Consider the following 15,191-nt stretch of genomic DNA (forward strand, 5'->3'; position numbering starts at 1 on the left):
GCATGGCCGGCGCTCAGACCTCATCGGACAAACCTCATATCCCCGTTCTTCTGCGCCCGTTGTTGGCCGCCGTGGCGCCGGTGTCCGGTGCCTGGCTGGACGGCACATTCGGCGCAGGCGGCTATACTCGTGCGTTGCTGGAGGCCGGGGCCGAGAAAGTCATTGGCGTCGATCGCGACCCGCTGGCATTTGAAATGGCCGCTAACTGGGCTGGGGAATACGGTGATCGGTTGGTGATGCAGCAGGGCGTGTTCTCTCGCATGGATGAATATGCACAGGATTTGGACGGCGTGGTGCTGGATCTTGGTGTCTCATCCATGCAGTTGGATCGGGCTGAACGCGGTTTTTCCTTCATGAAAGATGGCCCGCTCGACATGCGGATGAGCCAGGACGGTGAAAGCGCAGCTGATCTGGTGAATACGGCAACCGAGACGCAATTGGCCGACATCCTGTTCCATTTCGGTGAGGAACGCGCCAGTCGTCGTATAGCAAAGGCCATCGTCAAGGCGCGGGCCGAAGAACCGATCACAACAACTCTGCGGCTGGTCGAGATTATCGAATCCTGCCTGCCGCGCCCTAAACCGGGCCAATCGCACCCGGCGACGCGCAGCTTTCAGGGGCTACGGATCGCGGTGAACGCAGAATACCAAGAACTGTTTCAGGGGCTTATGGCCGCCGAGCGCGCTTTGAAGCCGGGGGGGCAACTGGCCGTTGTGACTTTCCATTCCATAGAAGACCGGATGGTGAAGCGGTTCTTCCAATCGCGCGCGGGCAAAACCGGACGCGCCAACCGTTATGCGCCTGAGATGGAGCAGGAGAAGCCGCAATTCACACTCAAGACCCGCAAGGCCGTTGGGCCGGATGAGCGGGAACTTGAAGAAAACCCACGTGCACGCTCTGCAAAATTGCGTGTCGCGATAAGAACGGATGCCCCGGCAGGGAAAATTGAGGCCCGGGCCATCGGCATGCCGCAATTGGGGGGAAGGGCAAGATGAAGAGTATTCTGTATGTGTTGACTGCACTGTCCGTGTTCGGGTTGGCGCTTTGGGCTTATCAAGAGAACTACCGCACGCAGCAGGTGCTGAAGGAAACGCAGTCGCTGCAAGGCCAGATCGGTATGGCGCAGGCGCGACTCGCCGTGCTGAATGCCGAATGGGCCTATCTAAACCGGCCTGATCGTTTGCGTGAGCTGGCGGACTTGAATTTCGAACGTCTCAGCTTGCTGCCTCTGCGGGCTGAGCAGTTTGGTCGCGCCGATCAGATTTCCTATGGCGAGGACCCGGATCTGCCCATCGTCGACCCGCTTGAAATACAGGACGTCACTGACATTCAGGCACTGATCGAGGTGCAGGTTCCATGACCCGTACACCACTTCGCCCTCTGGCCCGTATCCTCGACGCCCGTGCAAAGGGTGAAAACCCCAAGGCGATTGAACGAGAGAACATCCGCAAACGCCACGAAGACATGAAAGACCGCGCCCGCGCACGCGCCGAGGGCCGCCTGTTGGTGTTGGGTCTTTTCTTCTTTTGCGCCTTTTCGGTCGTAGGCTTTCGTATGGGCGTTCTGGCGACATCCGAGGCGCAAGAACCATTGGCAAGTGCGCCGGGGGCCTCCATCGCCATGCAACGCGCCAATATCGTGGATCGCGAAGGCCGTATTCTGGCGACCAATCTGGACACCTATTCTGTCTATGCGCAGCCACCGCTGATGATTGACCCGATCGCCGCAGCCGAGCAACTGGTCGCTATTTTCCCTGATCTGGAAAAAGAGCGTTTGGTCAAAGACTTCACCGGTAAGCGAAAATTCCTGTGGATCAAGAAGCGCATCTCGCCCGAGCAGAAGCAGGCGGTGCATGACATCGGAGATCCCGGCATCCTGTTCGGCCCGCGCGAAATGCGGCTATATCCCAATGGCAGACTCGCGGCGCATATTCTGGGCGGCTCGGGCTTTGGCCGCGAAGGTGTCAGCGCAGCTGAGGTGATCGGCGTAGCTGGCGTCGAAAAACAGTTCGACGGCTATCTGCGCGACCCGGCCAACGGCAACAAGCCGCTGCAACTGTCGCTGGATCTGACCGTTCAAGCGGCGGTAGAACAGGTGCTATATGGCGGCATGAAGATCATGAACGCCAAAGGAGCCTCGGCGGTTCTGATGAACGCCCATACGGGCGAGGTCGTCTCGGCCGCGTCGTTGCCGTCTTTTGACCCCAATGACCGTCCGCGCCCGCCGACCTCGGGCTTCGATCCCTCGGACAGCCCGCTGTTCAATCGCTACGTACAGGGTGTCTATGAGCTGGGTTCGGTGTTCAAAATCTTCACCGCCGCACAGGCGGTGCAGCTAGGTCTGGTGAACTCCAACACCATCATTGACACTTCCGGCCCGATGAAAATCGGGCGCTTCCCGATTGGCGAGTTTAACGGCAAGAATTATGGTGAGATCAGTGTCTCGGATGTAATCAAGTACAGCTCGAACCGAGGCACCGGGCGGCTGGCCTTGCAAATCGGGGCCGACCGGCAACAGGATTTTCTGAACGCGCTAGGCATGTTCGACCCAACGCCATTCGAGATTGTCGAGGCCAAGGGCGGGCAACCGCTCAAGCCCAAGAAATGGGGTGAGTTGAGCACCGTGACGATTTCTTATGGCCACGGCCTTTCGACCAGCCCCATGCATCTAGCCGCTGGTTACGCAGCGATTGCCAATGGCGGGTACTATGTCAGCCCCACGATCCTGCGCCGCAATGGCCCGCAATACGGCCCTCGCGTGATGTCCGAAAACACCGCCAAGCAGGCGCAAAATATGCTACGCAAAGTGGTCACGGATGGCACCGCCAGCTTTGGTGATGTCAAAGGGTACGACGTGGCGGGAAAAACCGGTACTGCCGATAAACCCAAGCCGCGTGGCGGGTACTATGAGGACAAGGTGATTGCCACCTTCGCCACCATCTTCCCGGCTTATGATCCGAAATATGTGCTAATCGTCACGCTGGATGAACCGTCCATCGTGGCCTATGGCGAAAAGCGCCGCACGGCGGGTTGGACTGCCGTTCCCGTTGCTGCCGAACTGATTGGACGGGTGGCGCCGCTATTGGGTCTCAGACCCCGGCTTGAGCCTGAGGCGCGCGCTGCTATAACGCTGACCTCAAATTAGGCTGTCCAGCGAAAGGTGGGTCATGGGCAATCGGTCAAAGAAACTCAGCGAACTGGCCCTGACCGCACGGGGAGGGGCCAATCCCGAAATCACCGGTCTGGCTGTTGACAGCCGCGAGGTCAAAGACGGTTTCCTCTTTGCAGCCCTTCCCGGCACCCGAGTCCATGGTGGAGACTTCATCCAATACGCCTTGCGCATGGGGGCCGCCGCGATCCTGACGGACGCGAAAGGGGCCGAGATCGCCACCGACGAACTGGCCGCATCCGATGCTGCGCTGATCGTCACGGAAGACCCCCGTCAGGCACTGGCAGGGGCCGCCGCCCTATGGTTTGGCGCGCAACCGCAGACTATCGTGGCGGTCACCGGCACCAATGGAAAAACCTCGGTCGCCAGTTTCGTCCGCCAGATCTGGACCGAGCTTGGACTTGCCGCCGTCAACCTAGGCACCACCGGGGTCGAGGGCGCATGGACTGCGCCGCTGGCCCATACAACACCCGAGCCGGTCACTCTGCACCGCTGTCTCGCCGAAGCTGCCGAAAATGGCGTGACCCATGCGGCGATGGAGGCCTCCTCGCACGGGCTTGAACAGCGTCGCTTGGACGGGGTGCATCTGACCGCTGCCGGTTTCTCGAATTTCACGCAGGATCATCTGGACTATCACGACACGTTCGAGGCCTATTTCGCAGCCAAGGCGGGTCTGTTTGATCGTGTGCTGCCCGAAGACGGGGTCGCTGTGGTCAACCTTGGTGATCCCAAGGGTGCTGAGATGCGCAAGATCGCCGAGGCACGCGGCCAGAATATCATCACCGTGGGCCCTGAGGGTTCTGATCTTTGTCTTCTGAATCAACGCTTTGACGCGACCGGGCAGGATTTGCGCTTTTCATGGAAAGGCAAGGCCTATCAAACCCGCCTGAATCTGATCGGCGGCTTTCAGGCCGAGAACGTTTTGCTGGCTTGCGGATTGGTCATCGCGGCGGGCGAGGACCCCGACCGCGTGTTCGAAACCTTGCCGCACCTGATCACCGTGCGCGGACGGATGCAGCTGGCTGCCACCCGCGACAACGGCGCGGCGGTGTTTGTCGATTACGCGCATACGCCGGATGCCGTGGCCACTGCACTGAAGGCGATGCGCCCGCATGTCATGGGACGTCTGATCGCCATTGTTGGTGCAGGCGGTGACCGAGACGCCACTAAACGCCCATTGATGGGGCGGGCCGCTGCTGAAAACGCCGATCTGGTCTTTGTTACCGATGACAACCCACGCAGCGAAGACCCGGCCACCATCCGCGGTGCTGTCATGTTGGGCGCACCCGAAGCCACGGAAGTCGGCGACCGGGCCGAGGCCATCCTGCGCGGCATCGACGCGCTGCAACCGGGCGACGCTCTGCTGATTGCGGGCAAGGGACACGAAACCGGCCAGATCGTCGGAGATCAGGTCCTGCCCTTTGACGATGTGGAACAGGCCAGTATCAGCGTTGCCGCGCTGGACGGGAGGGTCGCATGACGCTCTGGACTGCAGCCGAGGCCGCAGAGGCCACCAACGGGCGCGCCCCCACCGATTGGCAGGTGAACGGCGTCTCCATCGACACGCGCACCCTGCAGCCGGGTGACCTGTTCGTTGCGTTGAAGGCTGCCCGCGACGGCCATGATTTCGTCGCCCAAGCGCTTGAAAAAGGCGCAGGCGCAGCGCTTGTGTCGCATATTCCCGAAGGCGTGCCCGAAGATGCACCGCTGTTGATCGTCGACGATGTGCAGACGGGTCTAGAGGCGTTGGGGCAGGCGGCTCGCGCCCGGACAGGTGCGCGCGTGGTGGGGGTGACTGGCAGCGTGGGTAAAACCTCGACTAAGGAAATGCTGGCCAGCATTCTGGAGACGCAAGGCAAAACTCATGCCAGTGTCGCCAGCTACAATAACCATTGGGGCGTGCCTTTGACGCTGGCGCGAATGCCGCGCGACACCGAGTTCGCGGTGATCGAGATCGGCATGAATCATCCGGGCGAAATCGCTCCGCTGGCGCGTCAGGCGCAACCGCATGTGGGGCTGGTGACCACAGTAGCCGCCGTCCACCTCGAAGCCTTCGACTCGGTTGCGGGTATTGCTTTTGAAAAGGCTGCGATCTTCGACGGGCTGGCCGAGGGCGGCACCGCTATCGTCAACGCCGATATCGAACACGCGGGCATCTTGCGCGACTGCGCCGCTGCGCATGGTGCAAGGATCGTCGAATTTGGCCACAAGGCGCGGGACTATGCCCTGACCAACGTGCTCCAAGGCCCTGACTCGGTGCGGGGACACGGTATTGTCGGCGGAGCAGACATCACATTCGATGTCCAATCCGCGGGAACTCACTTTGCTATGAATGCGCTGGGCGCTCTGGCGGCCTGTGTCGCGCTGGGGGTCGATCTGGATCAGGCGATTGCCGGTCTGCGCGGCTGGTCTCCGGTCAAAGGGCGCGGTGTGCGCGAAGTGATCGCGCTGCCAGATGGCGGGCAGATTGAACTGCTCGATGACAGCTACAACGCCAATCCAACCTCGATGGAGGCCGCTCTCGACGTGCTGTTTGCGTCGGAGGGCAAACGCAAGATCGCGTTTCTGGGCGACATGAAAGAGCTTGGTGCGCAAGAGCAGGCGATGCACGCCGCCATGGCCGAGGTGCCTGCGATGGCGCATGTTGATCAGGTTCATTGCATCGGTCCGTTGATGCAAGCGCTGCATCAGGCTCTGCCCGAAGGCAAGCGCGGGCTGTGGACGGAAACCAGCGATGAGATGGCCGCCCATCTGCCGGAACTGATCCGCAGCGGCGACGTAGTGATGGCCAAGGGCTCTCTCAGCATGGCTCTGGCACAGATCGTTGACGGTCTGCGGCAAATGGGGCATGGCAGCGCGCCAGAGAGCCGCCGTATTGTGAGAAAGGTTTTGTAATGCTCTATTGGTTAACCGCCCTGTCGGACGGAGGGGATTTCTGGAACCTCTTCCGCTATATCACCTTCCGGGCAGGGGGCGCCTTTCTGTCTGCGCTGATCTTTGGGTTTTTGTTCGGAAAACCCTTGATCAACGTATTGCGCAAACGGCAAGGCAAAGGTCAACCAATCCGCGATGACGGCCCCGAGGCGCATCTGTCCAAGGCTGGAACCCCTACCATGGGCGGTCTGCTGATCGTGGGCGCTCTGGTCACGTCGACCCTGATCTGGGCGCGCTGGGACAATCCATATGTCTGGATGGTACTGTTCGTGACGCTGGCCTATGCGGCCATCGGCTTTGCGGACGATTATGCCAAGGTCTCAAAGCAGAACACTAAGGGCGTTTCCAGTAAGATGCGGTTGGCGCTGGGAATCATCATTGCCGTGCTGGCGTCACTCTGGGCGACGCTGCACCATCCCAGCGATTTGCAGAACCAGCTGGCTCTGCCGGTGTTCAAGGATACGCTGATCAATCTTGGCCTTTTCTATATCCCCTTTGCGGTGATCGTCATTGTGGGTGCGGCCAACGCGGTGAACCTGACAGATGGTCTGGACGGGCTGGCGATCATGCCCGCGATGATCGCGGCCTCGACCCTTGGTGTGATTGCCTATGCGGTTGGGCGGGTCGACTTCACCGAGTATCTTGATGTTCACTATGTGCCTGGCACCGGTGAAATCTTCATCTTCACTTCAGCGCTGTTTGGTGCGGGGCTGGGATTCCTGTGGTACAACGCCCCTCCAGCGGCGGTTTTCATGGGTGATACCGGATCACTGGCTCTGGGCGGTGCGCTGGGCGCGATCGCCGTGGCTACCAAACACGAGTTGGTATTGGCAGTCGTGGGCGGGCTGTTCGTGGTTGAAGCTTTAAGTGTGATCATCCAGGTCCTTTATTTCAAACGGACCGGAAAGCGGGTGTTCCTGATGGCGCCGATCCATCACCATTATGAGAAAAAGGGCTGGGCTGAACCCACCATCGTGATCCGGTTCTGGATCATTTCACTGATCTTAGCGATGATCGGGCTGGCGACGCTGAAAGTCAGATGAGCCCGCGTTGCGTCGTGCTTTCTGGATGCTCCGGTGGTGGCAAATCAACACTGCTGGAGGAGATGGCCCGACGCGGATATTCAACAGTTTCCGAGCCGGGTCGTCGTGTCATTGCCGAGGAAAGACAAGGTGGTGGTCGCGCTCTGCCTTGGGTCAACTCCGAGGTATTCTGCCGCCGGATCATTGAACTTGCGATATCAGACTTCAACAATGCCAAAGATGATCTTGTGCTATTTGATCGTTCGGCATTGGACGCGCTGATTTGGTTTGATCGAACCGTTACACCGTTGGAGACCAAAGTGCGTGAACAGATACTGCACTTGGGCTACGACCCATGCGTGTTTCTCTTTCCTCCTTGGCCTGAGATATTCGAACAGGATGATGACCGGCGGCACAACTTGGCCGCAGCTATTGCGGAATACGATGCTTTGTGCGACCGGTTACCAGACTATGGGTTCGTAATAGAAAACGTTCCAAAAGGGCCGGTCTCTTGGCGGTCGGACTGGCTGGAAGAGCGGCTCGGATAGAAGGTGTATGGCAATGATCCCGGTCAAAGGGTTTTCAGGGCAGAAAGTAGCGGTTCTGGGGCTAGGTCGGTCGGGTCTGACCACCGCACGAGCGCTGCGCGCTGGCAGGGCTGAGCCGATCTGCTGGGATGACAACCCCGCCGCGCGTGAAGCGGCAGAGGTCGAGGGATTCTCGTGTGTCGATCTGCGCCGCCACGGGGCGTTTGACGATATTGCCGCACTAATTGTCTCGCCCGGCATCCCTCATCTCTACCCCGCGCCGAACCCGGTTGCGGCCGCTGCGTTGGAAGCCGGAGTTCCGGTCGACAATGATATAGGTCTGTTCTTTCGCTCTTTCGCAGGCCCTGAATGGAACAACTACGACATCCCACCGCGCGTCATCGCGGTGACGGGATCGAATGGCAAATCAACCACCGCTGCGTTGATCCAACATATCCTGACCGAGGCCGGGCGCGACTCGCAACTGGCGGGTAACATTGGGCGCGGCGTGCTGGACATCGACCCAGGTGGCGATGGATCGGTCGTGGTACTGGAGCTATCGAGCTACCAGACCGAACTGGCCCGCGCACTGACGCCGGATGTGGCGGTTTTCACCAATCTTTCACCTGATCACTTGGATCGACATGGTGGAATGGGTGGTTACTTTGCCGCCAAACGTCGCCTGTTCGCCGAAGGAGGTCCAGACCGCGCCGTGATCGGGATAGATGAGGCCGAGGGCGCGTTTCTAGCCGGGCAACTGGCCGAGGGGCCGTCGGATGACCGGGTGATCCGCGTCTCGGTGGCGCGCAAGCTGACCGGGTCGGGTTGGCAGGTCTTTGCCCGCAAGGGTTTCCTGTCGGAATACCGCAAGGGCCGTCAGGCCGGATCGATCGACCTGCGTGAGATCAAGGGCCTGCCCGGTGCGCATAATCACCAGAACGCCTGCGCCGCCTATGCCGCCTGCCGTTCGCTGGGCCTTGCTCCGCGCGTGATCGAAGACGCGCTGCACAGCTTCCCGGGTCTGCCGCACCGCAGTCAGATCATCGCCGAGGCGGACGGCGTGACCTATGTGAATGACTCGAAAGCCACCAACGTAGATAGCGCCCTCAAAGCCTTGAGCGCGTTCAAGAAGATACGTTGGATCTGTGGCGGGCTTGAGAAAGAAGGCGGGCTTGAGGCGCTGAACGGGGCAGGGGACCACGTAATCAAGGCCTACGTCATCGGGCGTGAGGCGGCGAGCTTTGCAATGCAGTTGCAGGCCGATGCGCAAGTCTGCACCACTATGGAAGCGGCGGTTATGCAGGCCATGGCCGATGCGCAGCCCGGTGAAACCGTTCTATTGGCACCTGCTGCGGCCAGTTTCGACCAGTATGACAACTTCGAACAACGTGGCGATGACTTCGTGGATCAGGTTAAAAAACGCCTCTGAAAGCAATGCGTTTGCAATAGATCGCCGGTTCGGCGAAGCTGTGGGCCTATCTGCTTGACGCACTGCCTGCATTGGTTTTTGCCTTCAGGAAATTCAACACGAGGTCATGAATATGCCAAACCGTAAACTTCTTCTGGTCGTTCCAGCGCTGCTGGCTGCTGCGGCTTGCACCAATACCGGGGCCAACTATCAGCCCGTGATCGATGGCCCTGTAGGCCCGAACTACAATTCGGACCTGTATCAGTGCCAGCAACTTGCAGCCTCGCAGGCCAGCGTTGACGGATCGACCGCAGGTAATGCCGCAATCGGCGCTGCAGGTGCTGCAGCCGTCACCGGCATCGTTCAGGACAGCAGCGACAACCTGGGTCGCGCCGCCGTTGCCGGTGCGTTGGTTGGTGCAGGTGCTGACGTGATCAACAAGAACCAGAACAAGGAAGTCATTGTGCGCAACTGTATGCGCGGACGGGGTTACAACGTCGTAGGCTAACGGCTTGCGATGGCACTTCCGGCGGCGTGGCCCGAGGACCACGCCCATTGGAAGTTGTAACCGCCAAGCCAGCCGGTGACATCCACCGCTTCACCAATGACATAGAGGCCGGGGACATCCCTGGCCTCCATCGTTTTAGACGACAGCCCGTCAGTGTCGATCCCGCCCAGAGTGACCTCGGCGGTGCGATAGCCCTCGGTGCCCGACGGCGTAAGCCGCCAGTTGGACAATGCGGCGATCAGTTCCGACAGCGCCGTGTCGGACTGATCCGCAAGATTGCCCTTCATCGGGATATGGTGTGCGAGGTATTCCACCAGACGCGTGGGCAGGTGGCGTGCCAATTCGGTGGTCAGCGCCTTGCGCCCAACAGCCTGCCGCTGATCGCGAAGCAGATCGTATAAAGGCAAATCGGGGATCAGGTTGACCCATATTGCCTCACCCTCGCGCCAGTACGAAGACAATTGCAGCACCGAAGGACCGCTCAACCCGCGATGGGTGAACAACAAAGCCTCGTCGAAACTGGTGCGCTCGTTTGATAGTCGAGCGGGCAGGGAGACGCCGGACAAATCCTTGAACCGACCGTCCGAGAAGGTGAACGGCACCAGCGCCGCTCGTGTCTCGGTTATCTGCAGCCCGAATTGCTGCGCGATGTCATAGGCCAACCCCGTCGCGCCCATTTTGGGGATCGATTTGCCACCCGTGGCCAGAACCAGATTACGACAGGTCAGAGGGATGTGCTTGCCATCGCGTTCGACATCCAAAGCGAAACCGCTTTCGGTTTTGCGCAAGTTGCGCAGCGACGTCTGCACCCAGAGCTCGGCCTCGGCCTTGACCATTTCATTCAGCAGCATCTGGACGATCTGTTTCGAAGACCCGTCGCAGAATAATTGCCCAAGCGTTTTTTCATGCCATGCAATGCCATGGCGATCGACCAGTTCGATGAAGTCCCACTGTGTATATCGCGCCAGCGCTGATTTGCTGAAATGCGGATTCTGAGACAGGAAATTGCCCGGTCCCGCATACATATTGGTGAAATTGCATCGTCCACCACCCGAGATGCGGATCTTTTCTCCGGGAGCTTTTGCATGGTCGATCACCAGCGCCTGGCCACCGCAATGGGCTGCGCACATCATGCCGGCCGCGCCAGCACCGAGGATGATCGTCTCGAAATCCATATGCTGCGCATGGCGTGGATTGTGAGCGATGGCAAGAGCGCAGACCAAAAACGGTGTGGGTTTGGCCACGGAATTTCTCAGCAGCACTTGGGTTTGTGCCATATGGTATGTGGATTTTTACTCGTAGTGCATTCTGACATGCTAGGCTCTGTGCTAATGCTTGCCGGTTAGATCTATTTAAAGGGATAGAAATATGCGCTTTCCAAACTTCATTACAGACTTTCCAAGACTAGACGTGCCATTTCCCGAAGACGTCGTGCAGACGGCAGTCATTCGATCTGATGCTGGTTTGGTCGCCTTTTTTACTTTTCTTAAAGAAATGGAACTCCCACTACATTCACATGGTGCCCAATGGGGTACGGTGGTGGAAGGAGAAATTGAACTCACCATTGGCGGAGAGACGAAAGTTTATCTACCCGGCGACAGTTATTCGATACCAGCCGGAGTGGAGCATGGCGGGCGCATCAAGGCGGGTTCCCGAGTGATCGATGTGTTTGAAGAGCCTGACAGATACCCCATCAAAGACTGACGATTTACTTTTTAAACAATGACGTTGGGCGCGGTTGATATTCCGATGAACTTAAGCCGTGTCTCAACTGGCCTTCGATCAGAACAGGCAACTTGCGCTGCTTGAATGCATGCGCGTTTGTCGACGTCGGCTCATTGTTCCGGAATTCCAGTTCTGCCTGTCATTCTGCTAGCCCAAATGTAAAAATCCCTGTAGACTCTCAATCAGATCCCGAAAACGGGACGTTAACGAGGCAGATAGTGGCGGTATCTCATGACTGAGATGGTGTATGGCGCGGTCCAGGACCAGCGCGGAGAACCGATTCTTCCGAAGTGGTGGCGAACGATTGATCGCTGGACGATGTCCTGCGTCCTGATCCTGTTTGTCATCGGGCTTTTGCTGGGGCTAGCCTCGTCGCCGCCACTAGCGGGGCGTAACGGGTTCGATCCTTTCCACTATGTAGAACGTCAGGCGATCTTTGGCGGGCTGGCGCTGGTCGCGATGCTGCTGACCTCAATGATGTCGCCGACACTGGTGCGGCGGCTGGCGATTCTGGGCTTTCTGGCCTCGTTCGTGGCGCTGGCCTTCTTGCCGGTCTTCGGTACAGACTTTGGCAAAGGCGCGGTGCGCTGGTATTCGCTGGGTTTTGCCTCGTTGCAGCCATCCGAGTTCCTCAAGCCCGGTTTTGTCGTGGTGGCCGCATGGCTGCTGGCCGCATCACAGGAAATCAACGGCCCGCCGGGGCGGTTGTGGTCCTTTGCACTGTGTATGTCCATCGTGGCAATGCTGGTGATGCAGCCCGATTTCGGGCAGGCCTGCCTGATCCTTTTTGGTTGGGGTGTGATGTATTTTGTCGCCGGAGCCCCGATGCTATTGCTGGTCGGCATGGCCGGGGCGGTCGTTCTGGGCGGCATGTTTGCCTATTCCAATTCCGAGCACTTTGCCCGTCGTATCGATGGTTTCCTTAATCAGGAACTCGATCCGACCACCCAGCTTGGGTATGCCACCAATGCTATCCGCGAAGGCGGCCTGTTCGGCGTCGGCGTGGGTGAGGGGCAGGTCAAGTGGTCTCTGCCTGATGCGCATACGGATTTCATCATCGCGGTCGCGGCCGAAGAATACGGGCTGATTCTGGTGCTGATTATCATCGCGCTGTACTCGCTGATCGTTGTGCGTTCGCTGCTGCGGCTGATGCGCGAACGCGACATGTTCGTCCGTCTGGCTGGCACTGGTCTGGCCTGCATGTTCGGCGTGCAGGCTATGATCAACATGGGCGTCGCCGTGCGTCTTCTGCCCGCCAAGGGCATGACGCTGCCGTTTGTCAGTTATGGCGGATCGTCCCTGATTGCTGGCGGCATCGCGGTTGGCATGTTGCTGGCCTTCACCCGAACCCGCCCGCAGGGCGAGCTGGGCGACATTCTGCGCGGACGAGGCTGATGGGCAAACCTTATCTACTAATCGCAGCAGGTGGCACCGGCGGCCACATGTTCCCCGCGCAGGCGTTGGCCGAGGCGATGCTACAGAAAGGCTGGCGTGTGCGCCTGTCCACCGACCCGCGCGGAGCGCGCTATACCGGCGCGTTCCCCGCAGACGTCGAGATTGTCGAGGCATCCTCAGCCACCTTCGCCCGAGGCGGATTAGCGGCCAAGATGTTGGTTGGACCCAAGATTGCTGCTGGAGTCACTAGCATGGCTGCGCAGATGATGCGTGACAAGCCGGATGTGTTGGTGGGCTTTGGCGGCTATCCGTCGATACCGGCGCTGGGCGCGGCCATCCTGCTGAAGCTGCCGCGTATGATCCATGAACAAAATGGCGTTCTGGGCCGGGTAAACCAACTGTTTGCCACGCGTGTGGCTCAAGTGGCCTGTGGTGTCTGGCCCACCGATCTGCCTGAAGGGTCCAAGGGCATACACACTGGTAACCCGGTTCGCGCCTCCGTTCTTGAACGCGCTGCTGCCCCCTATATCCCGCCTGGGGAGTACCCGATGTCCGTCCTGGTGATGGGCGGCTCACAGGGCGCACGTATCCTCAGTGACGTGGTGCCGGGGGCCATCGCTGCGCTGCCTGAATATCTGCGCGGGTACATCCGCGTCTCGCATCAGGCCCGCGATGAGGATGGTGAACGGGTCAAGGCCTTTTACGCCGATCACGGCATACGCGCCGATGTACAGCCTTTCTTTGACGACGTACCTCGCCGTATGTCCGACGCGCAGCTGGTTGTCAGCCGGTCAGGTGCCTCCAGTATCGCCGACATTTCCGTGATTGGCCGCCCGTCGATTTTGATCCCGCTTGCCACGGCTGCCGGAGATCATCAAACAGCCAACGCGCGTGGGTTGGTTCAGGCAGGTGGGGCGATCATGATCCCCGAAAACGCCCTTGACGTTCCCGCGCTGACACAGCAAATGACCACGGTTCTCACCAACCCCGAAGCCGCACAGCAAATGGCCCATGCCGCGCTATCGGTCGGGGCACCGGACGCCACCGAGCGTCTGGTCGCCCTTGTCGAGCAACTGGCGCAGAAGGAGACCTCATGAATCCAGCAACCAAACTGCCGCAGGACGTTGGACCGATCCACTTCGTGGGCATCGGTGGGATCGGGATGTCGGGTATCGCAGAGGTGCTTTTGAACCTTGGCTACCGTGTACAAGGTTCGGACTTGAAAACCTCGAAGATTACTGACCGGCTGGCTGGGCTGGGTGCTGAGATTTTCGAAGGCCAGCGTGCCGAGAACTTGCAGAACGCCGCCGTGGTCGTGGTCTCAACTGCGATCAAACCGGGGAACCCGGAACTGGACGAGGCACGCGCGCAGGGCCTGCCCGTCGTCCGTCGCGCCGACATGCTGGCGGAACTCATGCGCCTGCGCTCGAACATTGCCATCGCCGGAACTCACGGAAAGACCACAACAACCACTATGATGGCGGAACTGATGGTCGCCGGCGATTTCGATCCCACCGTCATCAATGGCGGCATCATCCACGCCTATGGCAGCAACGCGCGCATGGGGCAGGGTGAATGGATGGTGGTTGAAGCGGATGAGAGCGACGGCTCATTCAATCGCCTACCTGCAACCATAGCCATCGTCACCAATATCGACCCTGAACACATGGAGCATTGGGGCGATTTCGATAAGCTGCGGGACGGGTTTTACGAGTTCGTCTCGAACCTGCCTTTCTACGGTCTGGCGGTCTGCTGCACCGATCATGCCGAGGTGCAGGCTCTGGTCGGCCGCATCTCGGACCGTCGTGTGCGCACCTATGGATTCAACGCACAGGCCGATGTGCGGGCCGAAAACCTGACCTATAAGGGTGGCGTCGCCCATTTCGACATCCACCTACGCCATGAAGACAAGGTGATCGAAGGTTGCACCTTGCCAATGCCCGGCGACCACAATGTCTCTAACGCGCTGAGCGCCGTGGCCGTGGCCCGTCATCTGGGCATGAAGGCCAGTGAAATCCGCGACGCGCTGGCCAATTTCGGCGGCGTCAACCGCCGTTTCACGAAGGTTGGAGAAATTGACGGCGTCACCATCATCGACGATTACGGCCACCATCCGGTCGAAATCGCCGCCGTTCTCAAGGCCGCACGTCAGGCCACCGAGGGCCGCGTCATCGCAGTCCACCAGCCGCACCGCTACTCCCGCCTGTCCGACCTGTTCGACGATTTCTGCACCTGCTTCAACGACGCCGACGTGGTCGCTATTGCGGAGGTCTTTGCTGCAGGCGAAGATCCGATCGAAGGTGCCAGCCGTGACGATCTTGTGCAGGGCCTGATCCGCCACGGCCACCGCCACGCGCGCGCGATCTTGAACGAAGAAGACCTCGCCCGCCTTGTCCGTGAACAGGCCCGCCCGGGAGATATGGTTGTCTGCCTCGGCGCAGGTACGATCAGTACCTGGGCCAACGGTTTGCCTGACCGGTTAATCGCCAAAGCGAGCTAACCTC

Annotated in this window: 14 protein-coding genes; 13 read left to right on the forward strand and 1 reads right to left on the reverse strand. The window is 59.6% G+C overall.

Going from position 1 to position 15,191, the window contains the following annotated elements; translation table 11 throughout:
• Positions 1-2: 2 nt before the first annotated feature.
• From rsmH to ACR0KC_RS13800, 9 genes are all read left to right on the forward strand, one after another.
• The gene (rsmH, locus tag ACR0KC_RS13760) at positions 3-995 is read left to right on the forward strand and encodes a 16S rRNA (cytosine(1402)-N(4))-methyltransferase RsmH (RefSeq protein WP_480706982.1); all 993 of its coding nucleotides are present in this window, start codon (positions 3-5) and stop codon (positions 993-995) included.
• The gene (ftsL, locus tag ACR0KC_RS13765) at positions 992-1,360 is read left to right on the forward strand and encodes a cell division protein FtsL (RefSeq protein WP_170392057.1); all 369 of its coding nucleotides are present in this window, start codon (positions 992-994) and stop codon (positions 1,358-1,360) included. The genes rsmH and ftsL overlap by 4 nt, the downstream gene beginning before the upstream one ends.
• Complete coding sequence (locus ACR0KC_RS13770) at positions 1,357-3,144, forward strand: peptidoglycan D,D-transpeptidase FtsI family protein (RefSeq protein ID WP_170392055.1); 1,788 nt, start codon at positions 1,357-1,359, stop codon at positions 3,142-3,144. The genes ftsL and ACR0KC_RS13770 overlap by 4 nt, the downstream gene beginning before the upstream one ends.
• A 22-nt stretch (positions 3,145-3,166) precedes the next feature.
• Positions 3,167-4,648 (forward strand): UDP-N-acetylmuramoyl-L-alanyl-D-glutamate--2,6-diaminopimelate ligase, encoded by a 1,482-nt coding sequence (locus tag ACR0KC_RS13775; RefSeq protein ID WP_480591851.1) that lies wholly within the window; start codon positions 3,167-3,169, stop codon positions 4,646-4,648.
• Positions 4,645-6,063 carry a UDP-N-acetylmuramoyl-tripeptide--D-alanyl-D-alanine ligase gene (locus ACR0KC_RS13780; protein WP_480706719.1) on the forward strand — a complete coding sequence of 473 codons (1,419 nt, stop codon included), beginning with the start codon at positions 4,645-4,647 and terminating at the stop codon, positions 6,061-6,063. Before ACR0KC_RS13775 ends, ACR0KC_RS13780 begins: the two co-directional genes overlap by 4 nt.
• Positions 6,063-7,145, forward strand: a complete 1,083-nt coding sequence (gene mraY, locus ACR0KC_RS13785) for a phospho-N-acetylmuramoyl-pentapeptide-transferase (RefSeq protein WP_480706717.1) — start codon at positions 6,063-6,065, stop codon at positions 7,143-7,145. The genes ACR0KC_RS13780 and mraY overlap by 1 nt, the downstream gene beginning before the upstream one ends.
• Positions 7,142-7,672 carry an AAA family ATPase gene (locus ACR0KC_RS13790; protein ID WP_480706715.1) on the forward strand — a complete coding sequence of 177 codons (531 nt, stop codon included), beginning with the start codon at positions 7,142-7,144 and terminating at the stop codon, positions 7,670-7,672. The genes mraY and ACR0KC_RS13790 overlap by 4 nt, the downstream gene beginning before the upstream one ends.
• A 13-nt stretch (positions 7,673-7,685) precedes the next feature.
• Positions 7,686-9,080 carry a UDP-N-acetylmuramoyl-L-alanine--D-glutamate ligase gene (gene murD / locus ACR0KC_RS13795; RefSeq protein WP_480771959.1) on the forward strand — a complete coding sequence of 465 codons (1,395 nt, stop codon included), beginning with the start codon at positions 7,686-7,688 and terminating at the stop codon, positions 9,078-9,080.
• A 112-nt stretch (positions 9,081-9,192) separates the two neighbouring features.
• The gene (locus ACR0KC_RS13800) at positions 9,193-9,567 is read left to right on the forward strand and encodes a glycine zipper family protein (protein WP_255611713.1); all 375 of its coding nucleotides are present in this window, start codon (positions 9,193-9,195) and stop codon (positions 9,565-9,567) included.
• On the opposite strand, the gene ACR0KC_RS13805 is transcribed toward ACR0KC_RS13800, so the two are convergent.
• On the reverse strand, positions 9,564-10,742 hold the full coding sequence (locus ACR0KC_RS13805) for a BaiN/RdsA family NAD(P)/FAD-dependent oxidoreductase (protein WP_170401383.1): 1,179 nt from the start codon (positions 10,740-10,742) through the stop codon (positions 9,564-9,566). The two genes, ACR0KC_RS13800 and ACR0KC_RS13805, sit on opposite strands and share 4 nt — an antisense overlap.
• A 193-nt stretch (positions 10,743-10,935) precedes the next feature.
• Between ACR0KC_RS13805 and ACR0KC_RS13810 the strand changes: the two genes are divergently transcribed.
• The 4 genes from ACR0KC_RS13810 to murC all read left to right on the forward strand — a co-directional run bounded on the left by ACR0KC_RS13810 (position 10,936) and on the right by murC (position 15,187).
• Entirely contained in the window at positions 10,936-11,271 is a 336-nt protein-coding gene (locus ACR0KC_RS13810) for a cupin domain-containing protein (RefSeq protein WP_170392042.1), read from the forward strand.
• A gap of 252 nt (positions 11,272-11,523) precedes the next feature.
• A complete protein-coding gene (ftsW, locus tag ACR0KC_RS13815) occupies positions 11,524-12,687 on the forward strand; it encodes a putative lipid II flippase FtsW (protein WP_480706712.1) in 1,164 nt (387 codons plus the stop codon).
• Positions 12,687-13,784, forward strand: coding sequence for a UDP-N-acetylglucosamine--N-acetylmuramyl-(pentapeptide) pyrophosphoryl-undecaprenol N-acetylglucosamine transferase (locus tag ACR0KC_RS13820; protein WP_170420828.1), 1,098 nt, complete (start codon positions 12,687-12,689; stop codon positions 13,782-13,784). The genes ftsW and ACR0KC_RS13820 overlap by 1 nt, the downstream gene beginning before the upstream one ends.
• Positions 13,781-15,187, forward strand: coding sequence for a UDP-N-acetylmuramate--L-alanine ligase (gene murC, locus ACR0KC_RS13825; RefSeq protein WP_480706710.1), 1,407 nt, complete (start codon positions 13,781-13,783; stop codon positions 15,185-15,187). The genes ACR0KC_RS13820 and murC overlap by 4 nt, the downstream gene beginning before the upstream one ends.
• Positions 15,188-15,191 lie beyond the last annotated feature (4 nt).

Source organism: Ruegeria sp. CF3, from assembly GCF_056537365.1.